Genomic DNA, 20,350 nt, shown 5'->3' on the forward strand with positions numbered 1-20,350 from the left:
TCGCGAAGCCCGGTGTATTATGGACCCAAGCCCCATCCGGCCGCATTCCAACGATGAACGAAGTCCCAACCACACCGCTGCAGGTCGGTTGGCGCGAGTGGGTCGCGCTGCCGGAGCTCGGCATCAAGCGCATCAAGGCCAAGATCGACACCGGCGCGCGCACCTCATCGCTGCACGCGTTCGCGGTCGTGACCTTCACGGAGAACGGCCGGCGCCGCGTGCGCTTCGGACTGCACCCCAAGCAAAATCACACCGTGCCGGAGCGCTTCTACGAAGCGGACGTGGTCGAGGAGGAACGCTGGGTCACCGACTCCGGCGGCCATCGCGAGCAGCGCCCCGTGATCCTCACCCTGCTGCAGGTGGGAGCGGAGAGCTGGCCCATCGAGATCACGCTCGCCTCCCGCGACAGCATGCGCTTCCGCCTGCTGCTGGGCAGGAGTGCCATGCAGGGCCGCATGACCATCGACCCCGCCGCCTCCTACGTCACCGGCGCGCGCCGCAAGCCGAGAGCGGGCCAGCCCGCCGACGGGCGCGCATGAAGAAGAAGAAAAAGAAGAAGCCGGGTCGGCTCAAGATCGCGATCCTCTCGCGCAACACGCGGCTCTACTCCACCAAGCGGCTGGTGGAAGCCGGCATCAAGCGCGGCCACGACATGTACGTGATCGACCCGCTGCGCTGCTACATGAACCTGGCGACCGACAGCCCCGAGATCCACTTCAAGGGACGCAAGCTCGCTGGCTTCGACGCCATCATCCCCCGTATCGGCGCCTCGGTGACGTTCTACGCCACCGCCATGCTGCGCCAGTTCGAGATGACCGGCGTGTTCACGCTCAACGACTCCGACTCCATCATGCGGGCGCGCGACAAGCTGCGTTCGCTGCAGCTCCTGTCGCGCGCAGGCATCGGCCTGCCGGTGACCGGCTTCGCCCACGCGCCGGACGATACCGAGGACCTCATGACCCTGGTGGGCGACGCGCCGGTCATCATCAAGCTCACCGAGGGCTCCCAAGGACAGGGGGTGGTGCTGGCGGAGACGCGCCAGGCGGCGGAGAGCGTGATCGACGCGTTCCGCGGCCTCAACGCCCACTTCATGGTGCAGCGCTTCGTGAAGGAGGCCCAAGGCGCCGACATCCGCTGCTTCGTGGTGGGCGGCAAGGTGGTGGCGGCCATGAAGCGCCAGGCCCGCCGCGGCGAGTTCCGCGCCAACCTGCACAAGGGCGGCAGCGCCGAGGAGGTGAAGGTGAGTCCCCAGGAGCGCGACATGGCGCTGATGGCGGCGGAGATCATCGGCCTCAACGTGGCCGGCGTGGACATCATCCGTTCGTCCCAGGGCCCGCTGATCCTGGAGGTGAACTCCTCGCCCGGCCTGGAGGGCATCGAGGCGGCCACCCGGAAGGACATCGCCGGCGAGATCATCGGCTTCATCGAGGGCCACGCCCGCAAGTACCGCATCCCGAAAGGCGCCCGCAACGGCAAGAACGCCTGATTCCCCGCCGGTTCACGGATATAATCTGCGTCCCTGAACTCCCCGCCCCTCCAGCAGAGCCATGGCCCAATACATCTACACCATGCACCGGGTCGCCAAGGTGGTGCCCCCGAAGCGCGAGATCCTGCGCAACATCTCCCTGTCGTTCTTCCCCGGCGCCAAGATCGGTGTGCTGGGCCTGAACGGCTCCGGCAAATCCACCCTGCTGCGGATCATGGCGGGGGTGGACACCGAGATCAACGGCGAGGCGCACGCGCTCGCCGGCACCAAGATCGGCTACCTGCCCCAGGAACCGCAGCTCGACCCCGCCAAGGACGTGCGCGGCAACGTGGAGAGCGGGCTCACGGAGATCGTGGAAGCCAAGGCCAAGCTGGAGGCGGTGTACGCCGCCTACGCCGAGCCGGACGCGGACTTCGACAAGCTCGCCGCCGAGCAGGCGCGGCTGGAGAACGTGCTGCAGGCCGCCGGCGCCACCAACCTGGACCACGTGCTGGAAGTGGCGGCGGAAGCGCTGCGCCTGCCGCCCTGGGACGCGGACGTCAACAAGCTCTCCGGCGGCGAGCGCCGCCGCGTGGCGCTGTGCCGCCTCTTGCTCTCCAAGCCCGACATGCTGCTCCTGGACGAGCCCACCAACCACCTGGACGCGGAGTCGGTGGCCTGGCTGGAGCGCTTCCTGCAGGAGTATCCCGGCACCGTGGTGGCCGTGACCCATGACCGCTACTTCCTGGACAACGTGGCCGGCTGGATCCTCGAGCTAGACCGCGGGCACGGTATCCCCTGGCAGGGCAACTACTCCTCCTGGCTGGAACAGAAGGAGAAGCGCCTCGAGATCGAGGAGAAGCAGGAGACCGCCCACATCAAGGCCATGAAGGCCGAGCTGGAGTGGGTGCGCACCAACCCGAAGGGCCGCCATGCCAAGAGCAAGGCGCGCATCGCCAAGTTCGAAGAACTGTCCTCCCAGGAGTTCCAGAAGCGCAACGAGACGCAGGAGCTCTACATCCCGCCGGGCCCGCGCCTGGGCGAGCTGGTGGTGGAAGCCAAGGGCGTGAAGAAGTCCTTCGGCGACCGGCTGCTGTTCGACAACCTGGAGTTCAACCTGCCGCAGGGCGGCATCGTCGGCGTGATCGGCCCCAACGGCGCCGGCAAGACCACCCTGTTCCGCATGATCACCGGCAACGAGAAGCCGGACGCGGGTGAGATGCGCATCGGCCCCAGCGTGAAGATCGCCTACGTGGACCAGAGCCGCGACGCGCTCAATCCGGACAAGACCGTGTGGGAGGAGATCAGCGACGGGCAGGACCTCATCACCGTCGGCACCTGGACCACGCCCTCGCGGGCCTACGTGGGCCGCTTCAACTTCCGTGGCACCGACCAGCAGAAGCTCGTCGGCCAGCTCTCGGGCGGCGAACGCAACCGCGTGCACCTGGCCAAGGTGCTGAAGGTCGGCGGCAACGTGCTGATGCTGGACGAGCCCACCAACGACCTGGACGTGGAGACGCTGCGTGCGCTGGAAGAGGCCGTGCTGGCCTTCCCGGGCTGCGCGGTGGTCATCTCCCACGACCGCTGGTTCCTGGACCGCGTGGCCACCCACATGCTCGCCTTCGAGGGCGACAGCAAGGTGGTGTGGTTCGAAGGCAACTACGCGGATTACGAGGCGGACCGCAAGCGCCGCCTGGGCGCCGATGCGGACCAGCCGCACCGCATCAAGTACCGCCGGTTGAAGGACTGAACGGGAAAGACGGAAGAGGAAACGAGACGGCGCCGCGAGGCACCGTTTTCAATTGGACGAGACGTACTTTTCTCTGCGCAGATTCGTATTGTCGAAGCCGATGGCCTTGAGGCGTTCCACCGCGGTGTCGATCATGTCCGGGTTGCCGCACAGGTACACGATGTCGCGCTTGGGATCGGGCTTGAGCTCCATCAGGTGCTCCTGCACGTAGCCCTTGCGCTCATGGGTCTGCGCCGGTTCGGAGACGCGGCGGCTGTAGCTCGCCACGAACTCGAAGCCCGGGTTTTCCTTCGCGAAACCCAGGAAGTCGCCGCCGAACAGGCACTCGTCCGGCCCGCGCACGCCCAACATGACGACCGCGCTGTGGCTCTTGGCCGCCAGCAGGCCCTTGAGCTGCGGCAGCATGGCCCGGTAAGGCGAGACGCCGGTGCCGGTGGCGATGAGCATGTAGCGTGAGGGCGGATCCTCCCGCAGCACGAAACGGCCGAAGGGACCGGTGGCGGACACGAGCTCACCCGGCTTCATGCCGAACAGGAGCCCTGTGGCGCGGCCGCCCTCCACCTGGGTCACCGCGATCTCCACCTCACCGCTGCTGCCCGGGATGGTGGCGACGCTGTAGCTGCGGCGCAGCTCCATGTTCTCGAAGGGCAGGTGCAGGGTGATGAACTGCCCCGGGACATAGGTGAAAGGCTGGCCGTCGGCGCGGCGGAAGCTCATCTGCAGCACCCGCGGCGTGACCATCTGGCTCTCGGTGAGGACGAAGTTGAACTTCTCGTGGCTCATGGATTCCAAACAGGTCTGTGTTGGAGGGGCAGGATATCGGTCCAGGCGCCAAAGCGCGGCGCACTTTTTACCATATCTGACGCGATAAACCGAGCCCTCAGGCTAGTATCTAGGGTCTCAACGGAGGGATACCCATGCGCAAACTCCTCATCGCCACCCTGGCCACATACGTCCTGGCCCTGCCGCTCGCCGCCCTGGCCGCTTCCGACCCTGGTACCCCAGCGCTGCTGAAACAAGCCGTGGCCGGGAGCTGGCGCTCCGATGCCCACAAGGCCCGCGACCAGTACCGCCACCCGGTGGAGACCCTGGAGTTCTTCGGCCTCGAACCCGGCATGACGGTGGTGGAGCTTGCCCCCGGCGGCGGCTGGTACACCGAGATCCTGGCACCGGTGCTCAAGGATCACGGCCACCTCATCGCCGCCACCGGCCGCACCACCGGCGCCTACGCCGACATGCTCAAGCAGCATCGGGCTGAGTTCGGCGACGTCAAGCTCGTGGAGTTCTCGCCGCCGGACAAGGTGGACCTGGGCCCCGCCGGCTCGGCCGACATGGTGGTGACCTTCCGCAACACCCACGACTGGCTCAACGACGGCGAGGCGGAACTGGACGCGGTGTTCGACGCCGCCTTCAAGGTGCTCAAGGCCGGCGGCGTGCTGGGCATCGAGGAGCATCGCGCCCGTCCCCACTCCGACGCCCAAGTCTCCTCCAAGAGCCTGCACCGCATCCCGCAGGACTACATGATCAGCATGGGCCTCAAGCATGGCTTCGTGCTGGCCGGCGCCTCGGAGATCAATGCGAACCCGAAGGACGACGGGAGCGTGAACGTGCACCAGCTCCTGCCGGACCTGGCGGGCGACGACCCCAAGCTCAAGGCCATCGGTGAGAGCGACCGCATGACCCTCAAGTTCGTGAAACCCAAACAACAAAGGTGATGCCGCGATGCGATACCTGAAACCCCTGCTCCTCGGCTGTGCGTTGCTGCTCCCCGCAGCGGTGGGCGCGGCCGGTGACAGCGCTGATGCCGCCATCCGCGATGCCCTCAAGGGCGCCTGGCGCGCGCCGGCCAACGTGGCGCGTGACCAGTACCGCCACCCCCTCGAGACGCTGGAGTTCTTCGGCCTCAGGCCCGACATGACCGTGGTGCAGCTCTGGCCCGGCGCCGGCTGGTACACGGAGATCCTGGCGCCGGTACTCAAGGACCGCGGCAAGCTCATCGACGCGGCGCTGCCGCCCAAGGGCTACGGCGAGTCCAGCACCAGCCAGCGCTATCTCAGCAAGCTCAAGGCGGATCCGGTGGTATACGGCAAGGTGCAGGTGGTGGACTTCGCGCCGCCCACCAAGCTCGACTTGGGACCCGAGGGCTCGGCGGACATGGTGCTGACCTTCCGCAATGCCCACAACTGGGAGAGCGACCACCAGCTGCCTGCGGTGTTCCAGGCATCCTTCAAGGTGCTGAAGCACGGCGGCGTGCTCGGCCTCACGGATCACCGGGCCGCCCCCGGCAAGACCGTGGAGCAAGTGTTCGATTCGGGCTACATGCCCACCGACTACATCATCAAGATCGCCGAGCAGGCGGGCTTCAAGCTGGTGGCGCAGTCCGAGATCAACGCGAACCCGAAGGACACCAGGGACTACCCGCACGGCGTGTGGACCCTGCCGCCGACCTACACCTTGGGCGACAAGGACCGGGCCAAGTACGCGGCCATCGGCGAGAGCGACCGGATGACGCTGAAGTTCGTGAAGCCTTGAGCTGAATCGATGGAAAAGAAACGGCGGCTAGCAAAGCTAGCCGCCGTTTTTATTTCGATTTCTTTTGCAGGTTGAGAGTCTTGCCGTCCCTGGCGGGTCGGGGCCCCAGCTCGACATCCCTGTCTCGCGGCCGAGCTATCGCTCGGCCCCTCCCACCCATTGCGCGTCGAGGTGCATCAGCTGCCACAGGTTGCCGTCGTACTGCCAGCTCACGCGGCAGAGCCAGGTGCCGGGCAGGCGTCCCGGGCCCGCGCTCGCTTCCTTCCAGGCGTAGTTGAACTCATCGCCGGGCTTGCCTTCCGGCAGCGTCAGCCGCACAGGCGCCTGCGGCGACAGCTTGCGGATCTCAAGCTCGACGCCCGGCGCGAGCGGGCTCAGGCTGTCCTTGAGCGGGGGTGCACCCGGCGCCGGCAGGCTGCCGGGACAGCTGAGCTGCACCGGGCCGCCATCCGCCGCATAGGGATCGCTGACGCTCTGGCAGGCCGCGAGGACCAGCACCGCGGCGGACAGAAGGCCGAGTCGTGCGTTCATTTGCTCACCTGCCTGCGCTTGTGGATCTCGGCGATCAGCCCCGCGAACACTTCCCGCATCACTTCCTTGAAGCCCGTGAACTTGGAATTGGTCATCGGAGTGCGGTCGGGATAGGCCTCGTCCAGGTACAGGCCCCAGCGCATCTCGAGCTGCAGTGCCGCGACCCGCGGTATCTGACCGTAGTGTTCGGTGATGTAACCGCCCTTGTAAGGGTTGTTGCGGCGCACGGTGCGGCCGGCAGCGGTGAAGCCATGCTCCACCGCGGCGGTGAGCCAGCCGGAGTTGCTCTTGCCATCCCGGTCGCCGAGGTAGATGTCGTGCTCCAGCTTGGCGTGCAGCAGGTTCGGTTTCGAGGAGACGCTGTGGGCATCTATGAGCACCACGCCGCCGAAGCGCGTGATGCGGCTCTGCAGGAGTTCCAGGAGGCGCGCGTGGTAGGGCTGGTACACCATGGTGCGGCGCCGCTCGATCTCCTCGGCGGAAGGCGGGGTCTGGTAGATGTCCTCGCCCCAGAAGGTCTTGCTCGCCACCATGCCGGTCTCGTAGCGGCCGGGATAGAGCGGCTTGTCGTCCGGCGGCCGGTTCAGGTCCGCCACGAAGCGGCTGTAGGTGGCATAGATGGTGGTGATGCCGAGGGACGGCAGGAAGTCGTAGAGGTGGTGCAGGTACCAGTCTGTCATCGGCAGGCTGCGGATATAGCTGGAGGCGAACTCGGCGCGGATGGACTCCGGCACGTAGATGCCGGTGTGCGGGATGCTGACGACGATGGGCACCTCGACGGTGCTGGCGTCACGGACGTGGAATGAACTTATCTTCATGCTTCCTCACACGGAGTTGAGCCGCAGCATGGCCCGGCCGAACGCGCGAGCGCTCTCTTCCGCTCCATGGCATACACCCCCGCGCATGCGCCTTTGCCCACCCACGTAGACGTCGCTGATGTCGGCGCGGCTGCCGCCGATCACCAGTGCATCCATGAAGCTGTCGGCGTCATGGCCGCGCAACGGGGCCGCGTCGCGGTGGAAGGCCACCACGTCGGCATAGTGTCCGGGCGCGAGCGCGCCGCTGGAGTGCCCCAGCGCCGCGGCGCCGCCGCGGCAGGCTTGCTGCCACAGGGGGTTGCCCAGGCCTTCGCGGGTCGCGAAGCGGGCGCGCCGTTCGGTCCGCAGGCGCTGGCCGTACTCTAACAGACGCAGCTCCTCGATGCCGTCGATGCGACAATTGCTGTCGGAGCCGACTGCGATGCGTCCACCTTGGGACACGAACTCGTCGGCAGCGAACAGGCCGTCACCGAGATAGGCCTCGGTGATCGGACAGAGCACCACGCTCGCGTCCGCCTCGCGCACCCGCGCGCATTCCGCGGCGCTCGCGTGGGTGGCGTGGACGAGGTTCCAGCGGGCATCCAGCTCGACGTGCCGCGCCAGCACCTCGATGGGCGTGGCGCCATAGGCGGCCTGGCATTCCTCCACCTCGCGGCGCTGCTCACTGATGTGGATGTGGATGGGCGCGCCGTCACCCATCACCTTGCGCGCGCCTTCCACCAGCGGCCGCAGGAGCTCCGGTGGCACCGCCCGCAACGAGTGTGGCGCGAGCCCGAGCTCCACATCCTTCAATTCCGCCAGCAGGCCGCAGAAATCCTCCACGCTGCGGTGCACGAAGCGCTGCTGCTCATCCCGCGCCGGCTTGCCGAAACCGCCTGCCTGGTAGAACACCGGAAGAAGACGCAGGCGGATGCCCACTTCGCGCGCAGCGTCGATCACCGCCCGGCCCATCTCGGCACCGGGGCGTCCATCCGGCAGGTGATGCAGGTAGTGGAACTCGGCTACGCTGGTGAAACCGCCCCGCAGCATGTCGAAGAAAGCCTCGCGGGCGATCACGAACATGTCCTCGGGAGTCACGCGGCTGGCGAGGCGGTACATGGCCTCGCGCCAGCTCCAGAAGGAGTCCTCCCCGCCTCTTGCACCGGGCACTTCGCCATAGCCGGCGAGGGCCCGCTGGAAGGCGTGGCTGTGGGCATTGGGGATGCCGGGGACCGCGAGGAAGCCGTCATGGGGACCGCTGGCGGGTTCCAGCCGTTCGATACGCCCGTCCGCGCCCACCACCAGCGCCTGGTCGCGGACGATACCCTGGGGAGTGAGGACGTATTCAAACGCCAGACGGGTCTGCATACTTATATGTTCTCATATGAAACCCCCGGGAGCCGTGCATTGTGCATGACCTGCTGATCAAAAACGCTAGGGTATATACCCCAACGACGGGCGCAGTCCCGGCCTCGACCTTGGCGATAGACGCCGGGAAAGTGGCCGCGGTGGGATGCCCCGAGGACGCACCGGCACGGGAACAGCTGGATGCCGAGGGCATGCTGCTGCTGCCGGGTTTCGTGGACTGCCATACCCATGCCCTCTACGCGGGCGACCGCATGGGCGAGCACCTGCTCAAGATGCAGGGCGCGAGCTATGCGGACATCTCCAAGGCGGGCGGCGGCATCATCAGCACCGTGAAGGCGGTGCGCATGGCGAGCGAGGCCCAGCTCATCGAGGAGACGCTGCCGCGGCTGGAAGCGCTGCGTGCCGAGGGCGTCACTGCCATCGAGATCAAGAGCGGCTACGGCCTGGACCTGGAGAACGAGCTCAAGATGTTGCGGGCCATCCGCGCCCTGCCCCGCCATATCCCCATGGACGTGACCGCCACTTTCATCGGCGCCCACACCGTGCCGCCCGGCACGGAGCGCGAGGACTACCTCGAGCAGGTGCTGGAGAAGATGCTGCCGGCGGTGGCTGAGGAACGCCTGGCGGACGCGGTGGACATCTATGTGGAACACATCGCCTTCAGCGTGGCCGACCTGGAGCGCCTGGCGGAGAAGGCGGCGAAGCTCGGCCTCAAGCTGCGCGCCCACACCGACCAGCTCTCGAACCTGGGGGCCACCCGCCGCGCCGCGGAGCTGGGCGCCCTCTCCTGCGACCACCTGGAATACACCGTGGAGACGGATGCCGCCGCCATGGGTGAGCGCGGCACTGTGGCGGTGCTGATGCCGGGCACCTTCTATTTCCTCAAGGAGACCCATAAACCGCCGGTGGATCTCCTGCGCAAGCACAGGGTGCCGATGGCCGTGGCCACGGACCTCAACCCCGGCACCTCGCCGGTGGCCAGCCTGCTCACCGCCATGCACATGGCCGGACTCCTGTTCGGCCTCACCGCGGATGAGGTCCTGGCGGGGGTCACGGTGAACGCCGCGCGCGCACTCGGCCGGGAGGGTAGAATCGGCGCCCTCGCGCCGGGGCTGGACGCGGATTTCTGCCTCTGGGACCTGCCGGCGCCCGGTTACCTCAGCTACCAGCTCGGCGGCCTCAAGCCCGCCCGGCGCTTCTTCAAGGGAAAGCCCGCATGACCAGCCTCACGCTCACCGGCGCGGATCTCAAGCTCGCGGACCTGCGGGACTTCGACGTGCGCCGCCCCCAAGCGATACTCGGCGAGCATGCCCGCCGCGCGATGCAGGCGAGCGTGGACACGGTGCGCAAGGTCATCGACACCAACCAGGTGTGCTACGGCATCAACACCGGCTTCGGCGCCCTGGCACGCGAGCGCATCTCCCGCGACCGCCTCACGCAGCTCCAGTACAACCTGGTGCGCAGCCACGCCTGCGGCGTGGGCGAGCCGCTGCCGGCATCGGTGGTGCGGCGCATCTTGCTGCTCAAGGCCAACAGCCTCGCCATCGGCAACTCCGGCATCCGTCCCGAGGTGGTGGACACGCTCCTCGCGCTGCTCAACCACGATGTGTTGCCGGTGATCCCGTCGCAAGGCTCGGTCGGCGCCTCCGGCGATCTCGCACCCCTCGCGCACATGACGCTGGCGCTGATCGGGGAAGGTGAAGCGATCCACCAGGGCAAGCTGCTGGAGGGCGAAGCGGTGCTGAAGGCCGCCGGCGCGAAGCCGGTGCAGCTCGAAGCCAAGGAGGGGCTGGCACTCCTGAACGGCACCCAGCTCAGCGCGGCGCTGGCGCTGCAGGGCCTGTTCGGCGCCGAGGCGGCATTGGCCGGGTCTATCGTAATCGGGGCACTGACTGTAGAAGCCCTGGCCGGCAGCTACAGCCCCTTCGACGCGCGCATCCACAAGGCGCGCAACATGCACGGCCAGATGAAGGTAGCGGAACTGTTCCGCGGCCTGCTCACAGGCAGCGACATCTGGAAGAGCCATCAGGGCTGCGACCGCGTGCAGGACCCCTATGCCCTGCGTTGCATGCCGCAGGTGTACGGCGCGGTGTGGGACACCCTGAAACACGCCAGCGGCGTGCTGGAGCGCGAGCTCAACAGCGTCTCGGACAACCCGCTGATCTTCGGCGAAGACGTGCTCTCGGGCGGCAACTTCCATGCCGAGGCCCTCGCTTTCGTCTCGGACTTCATGGCGGTAGCCGCCACCGAGCTCGGCAACATCTGCGAGCGGCGCATCGACCTCTTGCTGAAGAAGGTGAATCCGCGCCTGCCCATGTTCCTGGCTCGGGATCCGGGCGTGGAATCGGGCTTCATGATCGCGCACGTCACCGCGGCGGCGCTCACCTCCGAGAACAAGACCCTGGCCCATCCGGCCTCGGCTGACACGGTACCCACCTCCGCCGGCCAGGAAGACCACGTGAGCATGGCGCCCTGGGCGGGGGTGAAACTCGGACGGGTCCTCGCGAACCTGAGCCACATCCTGGCGGTGGAAGCCCTGGCGGCGGCCGAAGCCATCGACCTGCAGCGCCCTTCCCGGACCACCGCCGAGCTCGAACCGGTGCAGGCGGCTATCCGCCGCCGGGCCCCAGGTACCCAGGGCGACCGGCGGCTGGATGGCGACATCACGCGGCTGGCTGCTGCCCTCTTGGACGGCTCCCTGCTGGCGGAGTCTGTCCCGGCCTTCACACGGTTAGCGCTCTAAGCATTCACCCCGGTTTCTCAAGCCGGACAGGGCGTCCGGACTCGTTCTAGATTTATGTCTTAAAACAGACATAACGCCGGTTTTCCTCTATACTCGTTTTGAAGCGTTTAAGACGCCTTCGCGCAACGCGGGGGAGTCCGGGGCCTCTCGTTTTCCCCCTTTGACGAGAGGCCCCTCTTTTTTGCGCGACCCCGGACCTGCGGACAGCGCGTCAACCCCAAGGTAAACTGCGCTGCCCGGCGGTCGTTAACCCCTCGAGTGACAGTCCCGCCTCGCCCAAGACCTGGAGAATCCATGCTGAACCGGATGCTGAAGATCGCCGCCCTGGCGCTCCCCACCCTATTGCTCGTGAGTTGCGGCGGCAACACCATCAACGGTGTCAGCTTGGCGATCACCGATGCGCCGTTGGACCTGGCCACCTCGGTCAACATCAGCTTCGCCAAGATCGAGTTCAGCGGGCCCAAGGTCGCCCCCTTCAAGATCAACATCAAGCCCGCCAGCAGCGTGGATGTGTTCCAGCTCCAGGGCGGCATCTCCGCTACCGTGCTGGCCGGACTGCAGGTCACCCCGGGGCATTACACGAACCTGCAGGTGACCCTGGCGGCAGACCCTAACACCGCCCAGTCCAACATCACCCTGCCCGATGGCCTTCACATCCTGTATATACCGGCGGGGGTCTCCTCCAAGGTGGACATCCCCATCGATTTCACCATCGCCAGCGGCGGCACGGTGAACCTGACCATGGACGTCGACCTGCGCAAGTCCATCATCCAGGACCCGGACGACCCGACGAAATACCAGCTGATCCCCTCCATCCGTGCGGTGGAGAACGAGCGCTCCGGCACCATCACCGGGAGCGTGGACTCCGCGCTCATCACCTGCCTGTCTCCGGCGGTATACGTGTATAGCGGCGACGTCACGCCCACCGACGTGGACATCGACGACCCCACCCACCAGCAGCCCCTCGGCACCGCACTGGTGGGCCTCAATGCCACCACCGGCAACTACAACTTCACCGTCGGTTTCCTGCCGGTGGGAGACTACACCGTGGCGTTCACCTGCCAGTCCACGCTGGACGTCGCGAATCAGCCCAATGACATAAAGTTCGCCTCCGTGACCCACACCTCGGTACAGCCACTGGTCACGAGTTTCATCGCGCTGCATTGAGCTAGACTCAAGGCAGTAAGGAGACCTGCCATGAAGCACATCCGCATCCTCCTGGCCCTGGGCCTATCGGCGCTCGCCGGCTGCAACGGCGAGAGCGGCAGTGGGCGCATCGGCATCGACCTCACCGACGCGCCGGCAGACGGCGCCAGCAGCGTGGTGGTGGCCTTCACCGGTGTGCGCGTGAAACCCGCCGGTGCCGCGGCCATCCAGTACATCTTCCCTCGAAGCGTACAGGTCGACCTCGCCGAGCTGCAGGGTGGCGCCAGCGCGCCCCTGCTGCACAACCTGACCCTGCCCGCCGGCCACTATGAATGGCTGGAACTCGAGGTTAGCGCCACGCCAGGCGCGAAGGATTCCTATGTGGTGGATGCGAACGGCAAGCACGGCCTGGTGCTGGCATCGGGCACCGGCCTGCGGATCGCCGGCGGATTCGACGTCAAGGCCGACGAGAGCAGCCCCTTCATCGTGGACTTCGACGCGCGCCGCTCGGTACTGCCGCCCGCCAGCGCCTCCAGCGACTTCCGCCTCAGTCCGGTGCTGCGCATGCTGGACGAGCGTGCCGCCGGCAACATCGTCGGCTCGGTGCTGCCGAGCCTCGCTGCCGCAGCCGGCTGCGTGCCGGTGGTATATGTGTACCGGGGCGACGTGGCTGCTCCGGCAGGCCTGGACAGCTCCGGCTCCGCGCCGCAGCCCGTGACCGAGGCGCCGGTGAAGCTCGAGACGCGCTTCGGCACCTACCGCTTCACCGCCGCCTATCTCCCGGCAGGGTTCTACACCCTCGCCTTCACCTGCGATGCGGGGAACGACGATCCCAGCCTCGCAGACGCGGTGAGCTTCGACTCGGTGGGCACGGTGCAGGCCATAGCCGGCAACACCATCCTCACAGCGCTGCACTAAGAGAAAGCAAACTCTCTGAGCGTCATGAGCGGGGCAGCAGCTTAAGGGCGGCCGGCACCAACGTAGTGCTCGTTCCAGTATCCGGCGTTCATCCATGCGCCAGCCACCGGCTTGCCGGTCTCGGGCGCGTGGATGAACCAGCCATCCCCCGTGTAGATCCCCACATGCATCGCCGTCCCGCCGAAGAAGAACACAAGATCGCCGGGTTCGAGGTCCGCGCGCGGCACGCGCCGGGTGTGGTCGTACTGGGCCTGGGCGGTGCGGGGCAGGCTCACGCCCAACCTGCCATAGGAGTAGTAGACGAGGCCGCTGCAGTCGAAGCCCAGGGGGCTGTGGCCGCCGTAGACGTAGGGCACGCCCACCTGCTGTTCGGCGAGGGCCGTCACCCGCTTGCCCAGATCCACCTCGCGGGGTGTAGCCGCCACGGCCGCACCGGGCTCCGGCCATTCGGCACAGCCGCCGAGCAGCGAGATCATCATGAGCGTGACCGTGAGGGTCTTCACGCCCCCATTATATAGAGGGCGCTTCCGGCTACTTGCGGATGCGTATGCGCCGCTGTCCATCAGACAGCGCGGCCTGCTTGAGGCTCGCGTGGGTCCCGGCGAGGCGCATCAGGGCGCGGGCCGCCAGCAGCCCCTCATCCGCCGGGATTATGTCCTGCACGAGTCTCTCCTCCTGTTCGCGGAGTGCCGCAAGCGCATCGGCACGGCTCACATCCATGAAGCATACCTCCATGCCGGGCGCGAGCTGCGCCAGGCGCGGCAGGTCCGCGCCGATCACTACTGCGATCACGGGATAGCCGCCGGTGGTGCCATGGTTGGCGAGCAGCGCGATGGGCTGGCCTGACGATGGCACCTGCAGCGCACCGCTCACCATGCCCATGGAAGGCAGTTCACCCTCCCATCCACGCGTGAGCGCCTGGCCTTCCAGGCGCACACCGGTGCGGTCGCCCATCTTGGACACCCGGTAGACGGAACTGCGCAGTGCGAGTCGCGCATCCGGCGTGAACCAATCCTGCTGCGGTCCGGGCAGCGTGCGCAGCCGCACTGACCGCCTGTACTCAGGAGGCGATCGCAGGTACGCGGCCTCTTCCCTGACTGGCGTCCCGACGGCAAGACGCATGCCCGCCGCGAGCGCCGGCGGCCCGAGCCCCGCGAGGGTATCGCTGGAGCGGCTCCCCAACAGCACCGGCATGTCGATGCCGCCGGCCACCGCGAGGTAGCTGCGCCAGCCGGTGAAGATGCGCCCGCAGGCGAGCTCGCTGCCGGCTTTCACCGCCAAGGTCTGGTACATGGGGACCGGCGCACCGTCCAACAGCACTTCCATCGCACCCCCGCAGAGGGCCACACGTGAATCGCACGCAAAGCGCAGCGTCGCACCCTCCTCCGTCATCTCCAGTCCCGCCGCGCCATCCGGGTTGCCCACCAGACGGTTGGCGACGCGCAGGTCGAAACGGTCGACGGCCCCCGCCTCCGGCACGCCCAGATGCGCATGACCCAAGCGCCCAAAGTCCTGGATGGTGGACAGCAGGCCCGGCCGGATGACCTCGATCATGGCGCGGGCCTGAAGCGCACCCGGTCGCCGGGGGCGAGCAGCGCAGGCACGGCGCGGGCGGCATCGAAGAGCGAGGCATCGCAGCGGCCCAGCAGGTGCCAGCCGCCGGGCGTCGCCTCGGGATAGATGCCGGTGAATTCATCGGCCATGGCGACGCTGCCGGCCGGCACGCGGGTGCGGGGATCGGTGCGGCGCGGCAGCTTGAGTCCCGCGTCCAGGCCGGTGAGGTAAGGGAAACCCGGCGCGAAGCCCAGGAACGCGACGGTGTAGAGCGGCGCCGCGTGGCGGCGCACCAATTCCGCCGCCTCGATACCGAGCCGCTTCGCGCAGGCAGCGAGGTCCTCGCCGTGATACCGCACCGTGAACTCGTGCAGGCGGGGTTCCGGCGCAGCCGGCGTTGCGCGCGCGAGTTCCGGCAACCGCGCGGCCAGCGCCTCCAGGTCCGTGAGCAACGGGTCCGCTTCGACGAGCAGCGACGCCTGGCCTGGCGCCAGTTGCCGCAACCCGGGCAGCGAGGCTCCGAGCAGCGCGCGGCGCAGGTCCTGGGCCGCGGCGGCGTCCGGGGTCTCGATCAGCAGGGCGCCCTCACCCATGAAACTCGTCTTCATGTGAATGCGACGAGCTCGACGCCCGCATCCAGGAGTGCTTCCCGCAGGGCCGCGGCCATGGCCACCGCGCCCGGTGTGTCGCCGTGCACGCACAGGGAACGTGCCGCGAGCTCGAAAGGCTTGCCGTCCACGCTCGGCATCATGCCGCCACGGAGCCAGGCGAGTGCACGGGAGGTGACTTCGCTGACATCGGTAAGCAACGCGCCCGGCTCGCCGCGGGGCTGCAGACGGCCATCGTCCCGGTAACCCCGGTCGGCGAAGGCCTCCCCCACCGCTTCCACGCCTGCGGCGGCGGCGCGGCGCGCGGCCATGCTGTCCGGCAGGGTGAGGAGCTTGAGCGCGGGAGAGAAACCCTTGAGCGCGGCGATCACCGCGTCGGCGGTGGCGGGGTCATCCGCCATGCGGTTGTAGAGCGCGCCGTGGGCCTTGAGATAGCGCACTTCGGCACCCGCGCTGCGGGCGATGGTGGCGAGCCCGTTCAGCTGGCCGGCCACGCTGGTGGCGACCTCGGCAGGCGGCAGGTCCAGGTCGCGGCGGCCGAAATGCTCGCGATCGGGATAAGAGACATGGGCGCCGATGCGGACGCGGTGCGCAAGGCAGGCCTCCACGGTCCGGCGCATGGTGCCGGGATCGCCGGCATGGGCGCCGCAGGCGATGTTGGCGCTGGTGAGGAGCGGGATGAGCGCTGCATCGTCGCCGCACTCCTCCCCCACGTCGGCGTTGAGGTCGATGCGCATGCCGACGCCGCGCTTCAGGTCCGGTCAGCGGGTGCCGAACATCGGCAGGTCGAGGCCGCGCTCCCGCGCCACCTCCACCGCCCGTTCGTAGCCCGCGTCGGCGTGGCGCATCACCCCGGTGCCGGGGTCGTTCACCAGTACCCGCGCCAGGGCCTCCTCCGCGCGTTCGCTGCCGTCAGCCACGATCACCACGCCCGCGTGCAGCGAGTAGCCCATGCCGACGCCGCCGCCGTGGTGGAAGCTCACCCAGGTGGCGCCGCTCGCGGTGTTGAGCAGCGCATTGAGGATCGGCCAGTCCGCCACCGCGTCGGTACCGTCCCGCATGCCCTCGGTCTCCCGGTTGGGCGAAGCCACCGAGCCCGAGTCCAGGTGGTCGCGGCCGATGACGATGGGCGCCTTGAGCTCGCCCTTGCGCACCATCTCGTTGAAGGCGAGGCCGAGGCGATGGCGTTCCTTGTAGCCCAACCAGCAGATGCGGGCCGGCAAGCCCTGGAACTTGATACGCGCGCGGGCCATGTCCAGCCAGCGGTGCAGGTGCTTCATGTCCGGGAACAGTTCGCGGGCCTTGGCGTCGGTCTTGTAGATGTCCTCCGGGTCGCCAGAGAGCGCAGCCCAGCGGAACGGCCCCATGCCCTCGCAGAACAGCGGCCTTATATAGAGGGGCACGAAGCCCTTGAAGTCGAAGGCGTTGGTGACGCCGGCGTCCTGCGCCATGGCACGGATGTTGTTGCCGTAGTCGAAGGTGGGGATGCCCTTCTGCTGCAGGCCGAGCATGGCCCGCACCTGGCGCGCCATGGATTGCTTGGCGAGCTCAACGTATTTCTTGGGGTCCGCCTTGCGCAATTCGGCGGCCTTGGCGAGCGAGTAACCCACGGGGATGTAGCCGTTCAGGGGGTCGTGGGCCGAGGTCTGGTCGGTGACGAGATGAGGCAGGTGATCGCCCTTAAGTATCTCCTCGAACACTTCCGCCGCATTGCCGAGCAGACCCACGGATTTGGGCTCGCCCTGCTCCGCCGCCTTCTTGAGGTATGCGATCGCATCCTTGAGGCTCGTGGCCTTGTGGTCCAGGTAACCCGTCGCTAGACGCTTGTCGATGCGGCTCTCGTCCACCTCCACCGCCAGGCAGTTCAAGCCTGCGAACACCGCGGCCAGGGGCTGGGCCCCACCCATGCCGCCCAAGCCGCCGGTGAGCAGCCACTTGCCCGATGCAGAACCCTTGTAATGCTGCCGCACCGCCTCGGCGAAGGTCTCATAGGTGCCCTGCACGATGCCCTGGGATCCGATGTAGATCCAGGAGCCGGCCGTCATCTGGCCGTACATCATGAGGCCTTTCTTATCCAGCTCGAAGAAGTGGTCCCAGTCGGCCCACTTGCCCACCAGGTTGGAGTTGGCCAGCAGTACGCGCGGCGCGCCGGCGTGGGTCTTGAACACCCCCACCGGACGGCCGGACTGGATCAGCAGGGTCTCATCGTCCTCCAGGCGCTTGAGGGTCGCCACGATGGCGTCGAAGCTCTCCCAGTCGCGGGCGGCACGGCCGATGCCGCCGTACACCACCAGTTCCTTGGGGTTCTCGGCCACCTGCGGGTCGAGGTTGTTATGCAGCATGCGCAGCGCGGCTTCCTGCTGCCAGCCCTTGCAGCTCAGCTTGGATCCGGTGGGCGCGCGGAGCTCGATGTCGCGGAAACGGGTGGCCACTCGATCATCCTGGTGCACAAAAAGACAGGGCCGGTATTGTACCCGGCCCTGTCTGGGTCATTGAACCTGAGGAGCATCAGCCGCCGCTGCTGCTGGCTCTCGTCTGGGTGTTGTTATTCTGGGCATTGCGTATCGCGTCCTGGGCGGCCTTCCGGCGCGCAGCCGCTTCCTCGGGGGTCATGCAGATGCGCTGTGGCAGCAGCGAGCCCAGCGGCTTGCTCTCCTCGCACACCAGCTTGGGCTTGGCAGGAGCAGCCTGGGCCGTCGCCGGGGCGGTGCCGCTGGCGGAAGCCGGGGCAACGCTGCTGCCGGCCGCAGGGGCGGGAGTCTCAGGATTGGAGGCGCAGGCCGCGATCCCGAGGGACAGGGCTAGGCCACAGGCGAGGGCGAACTTGGTCATGAGCGGTTTCTCCAGGCTTTTCAGGGCTTACGCCCATGGGGAATCTACTAAGTGAATAGTATTTTAGCCATCCAGCAGGCTTTTGCAAGGGGGGTGTACTAGATTTCTAGTAGCTGGTCTATACTCAGTCACAGCGCTGCCCCCGGGGCGGCACCTTGCCACAGGGAAATCCGACATGTCACCCAGACGGCCCGCCCCCGCCACCCAGGTCCCGGAACCCACCGAAGCGGAACTCGAAGTCCTGCGCGTGCTCTGGCAGCAGGGTGACTGCACCGTCCGCCAGGTCCACGAGGTGCTGGCGCAGGGCAACCCGGTTGCCTACACCACCGTGCTCACCACCCTGCAGATCATGCACCAGAAGGGCTTGGTCAAGCGCGACGCCTCCGAGCGTGCCCACGTCTACGCAGCCGCCCTCAGCCAGCGCAAGGCCCAGAAGCGCTTCCTCGGCAAGTTGCTGCACCGGGTGTTCGAGGATTCGGCTGCCGAGCTCGTCATGCAGGCGCTCGGTTCCGGCAAGCCGGCGAGCGCCGAAGAGCTGGCCATGATCCGGGCCAGGCTCAACGAACTGGAGGAGCAGCACAAATGAACACCCTCCTCGATACTCCCTTCGCCTACCACCTTGGATGGACGCTGTTGCACTTCCTCTGGCAGGGGCTGCTGGTGGCGGCGATCTATGCTTGCTTACGCAGCGTCATGGCTGATGCCTCGCCGCAAGCACGCTACGTGCTGAGCCTTGGCGCCCTGGCGCTGCTGGCGGTGCTGCCGCTCATCACATTCCTCTACCTCCTGGGAACGCCGGTGGAGGTGCACACGATCACCGGCTATGCCGCCGGCACCCATGCGGTCATGCCGCCCCAGAGCGCCACGTTCAGCGAGAGCCTGCGCGTCCTGCTGCATCCGCTGGTGCCGTGGACGGTGCCGGCCTGGAGCGCCGGCGTGGCGCTGCTCGGTTTCAAGTCCCTGGCCGGCTGGTATCAGGCGCGCATGCTGACGCGCCACGCTTCCCACGCCGCGCCCGACGCCTGGCAGGAGACCGTGGCCAGGCTGGCGGCCCAGGTGGGCGTGCGCGTGCGCATCCACCTCATGGTGACCGCGCGGGTCGCGGTGCCCTGCGTGGTGGGCTGGCTCAAGCCCGTCATCCTGCTGCCTCCTGCGGCGCTCACCGGCCTCACCACCCTGCAGTTGGAGATGGTGCTGGCCCATGAGCTGTCTCACATCCGACGCCACGACTACCTCGTGAACCTGCTGCAGGTGGCGGTGGAGACGCTGCTGTTCTACCACCCGGCGGTCCGCTGGATCTCCCGCGACGCGCGCCGCGAGCGCGAACTGTGCTGTGATGATTCGGCGGTGCATGCCTGCGGCGATGCGCTGCACTACGCGCACGCCCTCACCGACCTCGCGACCCTGCGCGCCGGCGACATGAGCCCGGCGCTGGGCATCAACGGCGGCGACCTGGCGCTGCGGGTGGAGAGGCTCATCACTCCGCACCATGCCGCCACCGCGCCCCGCCTCGCCAGCGTGATGCTGGCCTCGGCCCTATGCCTCAGTGGTTTCCTGGCACTGGCTTCGGCGCGTCACATGCCGATGCCGCTGCTGCAGGGCTTCACGCTGCCGATGCCTCAGCTGCTGCAGTCCTCCGCCTACCGCGAACCGGTGACGGTGCAGCGCGCGCTGCTGGCACCGACCCAGGCCCGCGCCGAACTGCCGGCCGCCGGCAGGCTGCCGCGGCTCGCCGGCAAGGGGAGCCTCACCCCAGCGCTCCTCGGTGAAGTGACCTCGCCGCCGGAGCCCTTGCAGGCCTCGGCGACGGCGGCGGCCGCCCCGATGGAACCGGTGGTCATCGGCGGTAAGTCCCTGGCTGCGACGCTGGTGGATGCGCGCGACCCGACGTTCGTCGCGAGCAAGCGCGCCGCAGCGCCCATCAAGGTCATCAACATGAACCACGCGGATGCGCCGGCGCCCAAGGGCGAGCATGAATACTGCGAGCCGCTCACCGGCTCGCGGGTCTGCAACTGACCCCGACCTGACGACTCAGACTGGAACGGCCCCTCTGGGGCCGTTTCTTTGAGACCATCTTAAAAGCCACTGCGCTCGGCGTGACTTAAG

At 67.6% G+C, this 20,350-nt stretch carries 21 protein-coding genes; 11 read left to right on the top strand and 10 right to left on the bottom strand.

The genetic code is table 11. The annotated features are described in order from the left end of the window. Positions 1-53: 53 nt before the first annotated feature. From VF651_03380 to ettA, 3 genes are all read left to right on the top strand, one after another. Positions 54-539, top strand: a complete 486-nt coding sequence (locus VF651_03380; protein HEX7964740.1) for a RimK/LysX family protein — start codon at positions 54-56, stop codon at positions 537-539. Further along, positions 536-1,486 (top strand): 30S ribosomal protein S6--L-glutamate ligase, encoded by a 951-nt coding sequence (rimK, locus tag VF651_03385; protein ID HEX7964741.1) that lies wholly within the window; start codon positions 536-538, stop codon positions 1,484-1,486. Before VF651_03380 ends, rimK begins: the two co-directional genes overlap by 4 nt. A gap of 61 nt (positions 1,487-1,547) precedes the next feature. After that, a complete protein-coding gene (gene ettA, locus VF651_03390; GenBank protein ID HEX7964742.1) occupies positions 1,548-3,215 on the top strand; it encodes an energy-dependent translational throttle protein EttA in 1,668 nt (555 codons plus the stop codon). Positions 3,216-3,263: 48 nt separating this feature from the next. On the opposite strand, the gene VF651_03395 is transcribed toward ettA, so the two are convergent. Beyond that, entirely contained in the window at positions 3,264-3,998 is a 735-nt protein-coding gene (locus VF651_03395; GenBank protein ID HEX7964743.1) for an FAD-binding oxidoreductase, read from the bottom strand. Between the two features lie 134 nt (positions 3,999-4,132). Here VF651_03395 and VF651_03400 point away from each other — a divergent pair, with 134 nt between their 5' ends. After that, positions 4,133-4,930, top strand: coding sequence for a hypothetical protein (locus VF651_03400; GenBank protein ID HEX7964744.1), 798 nt, complete (start codon positions 4,133-4,135; stop codon positions 4,928-4,930). A gap of 7 nt (positions 4,931-4,937) precedes the next feature. Further along, a complete protein-coding gene (locus VF651_03405; protein HEX7964745.1) occupies positions 4,938-5,747 on the top strand; it encodes a methyltransferase in 810 nt (269 codons plus the stop codon). 135 nt (positions 5,748-5,882) lie between these two features. Here the strand turns inward: VF651_03405 and VF651_03410 are convergent, their stop codons facing one another. The 3 genes from VF651_03410 to hutF are packed head-to-tail and all read right to left on the bottom strand — an operon-like array spanning position 5,883 to position 8,443. Then, positions 5,883-6,278, bottom strand: coding sequence for a hypothetical protein (locus VF651_03410; GenBank protein HEX7964746.1), 396 nt, complete (start codon positions 6,276-6,278; stop codon positions 5,883-5,885). Continuing rightward, complete coding sequence (locus tag VF651_03415) at positions 6,275-7,096, bottom strand: N-formylglutamate amidohydrolase (protein HEX7964747.1); 822 nt, start codon at positions 7,094-7,096, stop codon at positions 6,275-6,277. The genes VF651_03410 and VF651_03415 overlap by 4 nt, the downstream gene beginning before the upstream one ends. 6 nt (positions 7,097-7,102) lie before the next feature. Next, a complete protein-coding gene (gene hutF, locus VF651_03420; protein ID HEX7964748.1) occupies positions 7,103-8,443 on the bottom strand; it encodes a formimidoylglutamate deiminase in 1,341 nt (446 codons plus the stop codon). Between the two features lie 110 nt (positions 8,444-8,553). On the opposite strand from hutF, the gene hutI reads away from it, so the two are divergent. From hutI to VF651_03440, 4 genes are all read left to right on the top strand, one after another. Then, entirely contained in the window at positions 8,554-9,663 is a 1,110-nt protein-coding gene (gene hutI / locus VF651_03425) for an imidazolonepropionase (GenBank protein HEX7964749.1), read from the top strand. Further along, positions 9,660-11,186 carry a histidine ammonia-lyase gene (gene hutH / locus VF651_03430; protein HEX7964750.1) on the top strand — a complete coding sequence of 509 codons (1,527 nt, stop codon included), beginning with the start codon at positions 9,660-9,662 and terminating at the stop codon, positions 11,184-11,186. Before hutI ends, hutH begins: the two co-directional genes overlap by 4 nt. 294 nt (positions 11,187-11,480) lie before the next feature. Then, on the top strand, positions 11,481-12,353 hold the full coding sequence (locus VF651_03435; GenBank protein HEX7964751.1) for a DUF4382 domain-containing protein: 873 nt from the start codon (positions 11,481-11,483) through the stop codon (positions 12,351-12,353). 30 nt (positions 12,354-12,383) lie between these two features. Continuing rightward, on the top strand, positions 12,384-13,250 hold the full coding sequence (locus VF651_03440; protein ID HEX7964752.1) for a DUF4382 domain-containing protein: 867 nt from the start codon (positions 12,384-12,386) through the stop codon (positions 13,248-13,250). Between the two features lie 41 nt (positions 13,251-13,291). Here VF651_03440 and VF651_03445 read toward each other — a convergent pair whose 3' ends face one another. From VF651_03445 to VF651_03470, 6 genes are all read right to left on the bottom strand, one after another. Beyond that, the gene (locus VF651_03445) at positions 13,292-13,753 is read right to left on the bottom strand and encodes a C40 family peptidase (protein ID HEX7964753.1); all 462 of its coding nucleotides are present in this window, start codon (positions 13,751-13,753) and stop codon (positions 13,292-13,294) included. 28 nt (positions 13,754-13,781) lie between these two features. After that, positions 13,782-14,804 (bottom strand): biotin-dependent carboxyltransferase family protein, encoded by a 1,023-nt coding sequence (locus VF651_03450; protein HEX7964754.1) that lies wholly within the window; start codon positions 14,802-14,804, stop codon positions 13,782-13,784. Then, a complete protein-coding gene (locus tag VF651_03455; protein HEX7964755.1) occupies positions 14,801-15,397 on the bottom strand; it encodes an allophanate hydrolase subunit 1 in 597 nt (198 codons plus the stop codon). The genes VF651_03450 and VF651_03455 overlap by 4 nt, the downstream gene beginning before the upstream one ends. An 11-nt stretch (positions 15,398-15,408) precedes the next feature. Further along, complete coding sequence (locus tag VF651_03460; GenBank protein HEX7964756.1) at positions 15,409-16,149, bottom strand: 5-oxoprolinase subunit PxpA; 741 nt, start codon at positions 16,147-16,149, stop codon at positions 15,409-15,411. A gap of 24 nt (positions 16,150-16,173) precedes the next feature. After that, on the bottom strand, positions 16,174-17,844 hold the full coding sequence (gene hutU, locus VF651_03465; GenBank protein ID HEX7964757.1) for a urocanate hydratase: 1,671 nt from the start codon (positions 17,842-17,844) through the stop codon (positions 16,174-16,176). A gap of 76 nt (positions 17,845-17,920) precedes the next feature. Then, positions 17,921-18,244, bottom strand: coding sequence for a hypothetical protein (locus VF651_03470; GenBank protein HEX7964758.1), 324 nt, complete (start codon positions 18,242-18,244; stop codon positions 17,921-17,923). 175 nt (positions 18,245-18,419) lie between these two features. Between VF651_03470 and VF651_03475 the strand changes: the two genes are divergently transcribed. After that, positions 18,420-18,830, top strand: a complete 411-nt coding sequence (locus VF651_03475; protein HEX7964759.1) for a BlaI/MecI/CopY family transcriptional regulator — start codon at positions 18,420-18,422, stop codon at positions 18,828-18,830. Further along, positions 18,827-20,260: a M56 family metallopeptidase gene (locus VF651_03480; protein HEX7964760.1), complete on the top strand. Its 1,434-nt coding sequence runs from the start codon at positions 18,827-18,829 to the stop codon at positions 20,258-20,260. The genes VF651_03475 and VF651_03480 overlap by 4 nt, the downstream gene beginning before the upstream one ends. Positions 20,261-20,350: the final 90 nt, after the last annotated feature.

Source organism: Gammaproteobacteria bacterium, assembly GCA_036383255.1.
In the GTDB taxonomy this organism is placed as follows: domain Bacteria; phylum Pseudomonadota; class Gammaproteobacteria; order Natronospirales; family REEB76; genus DASUBN01.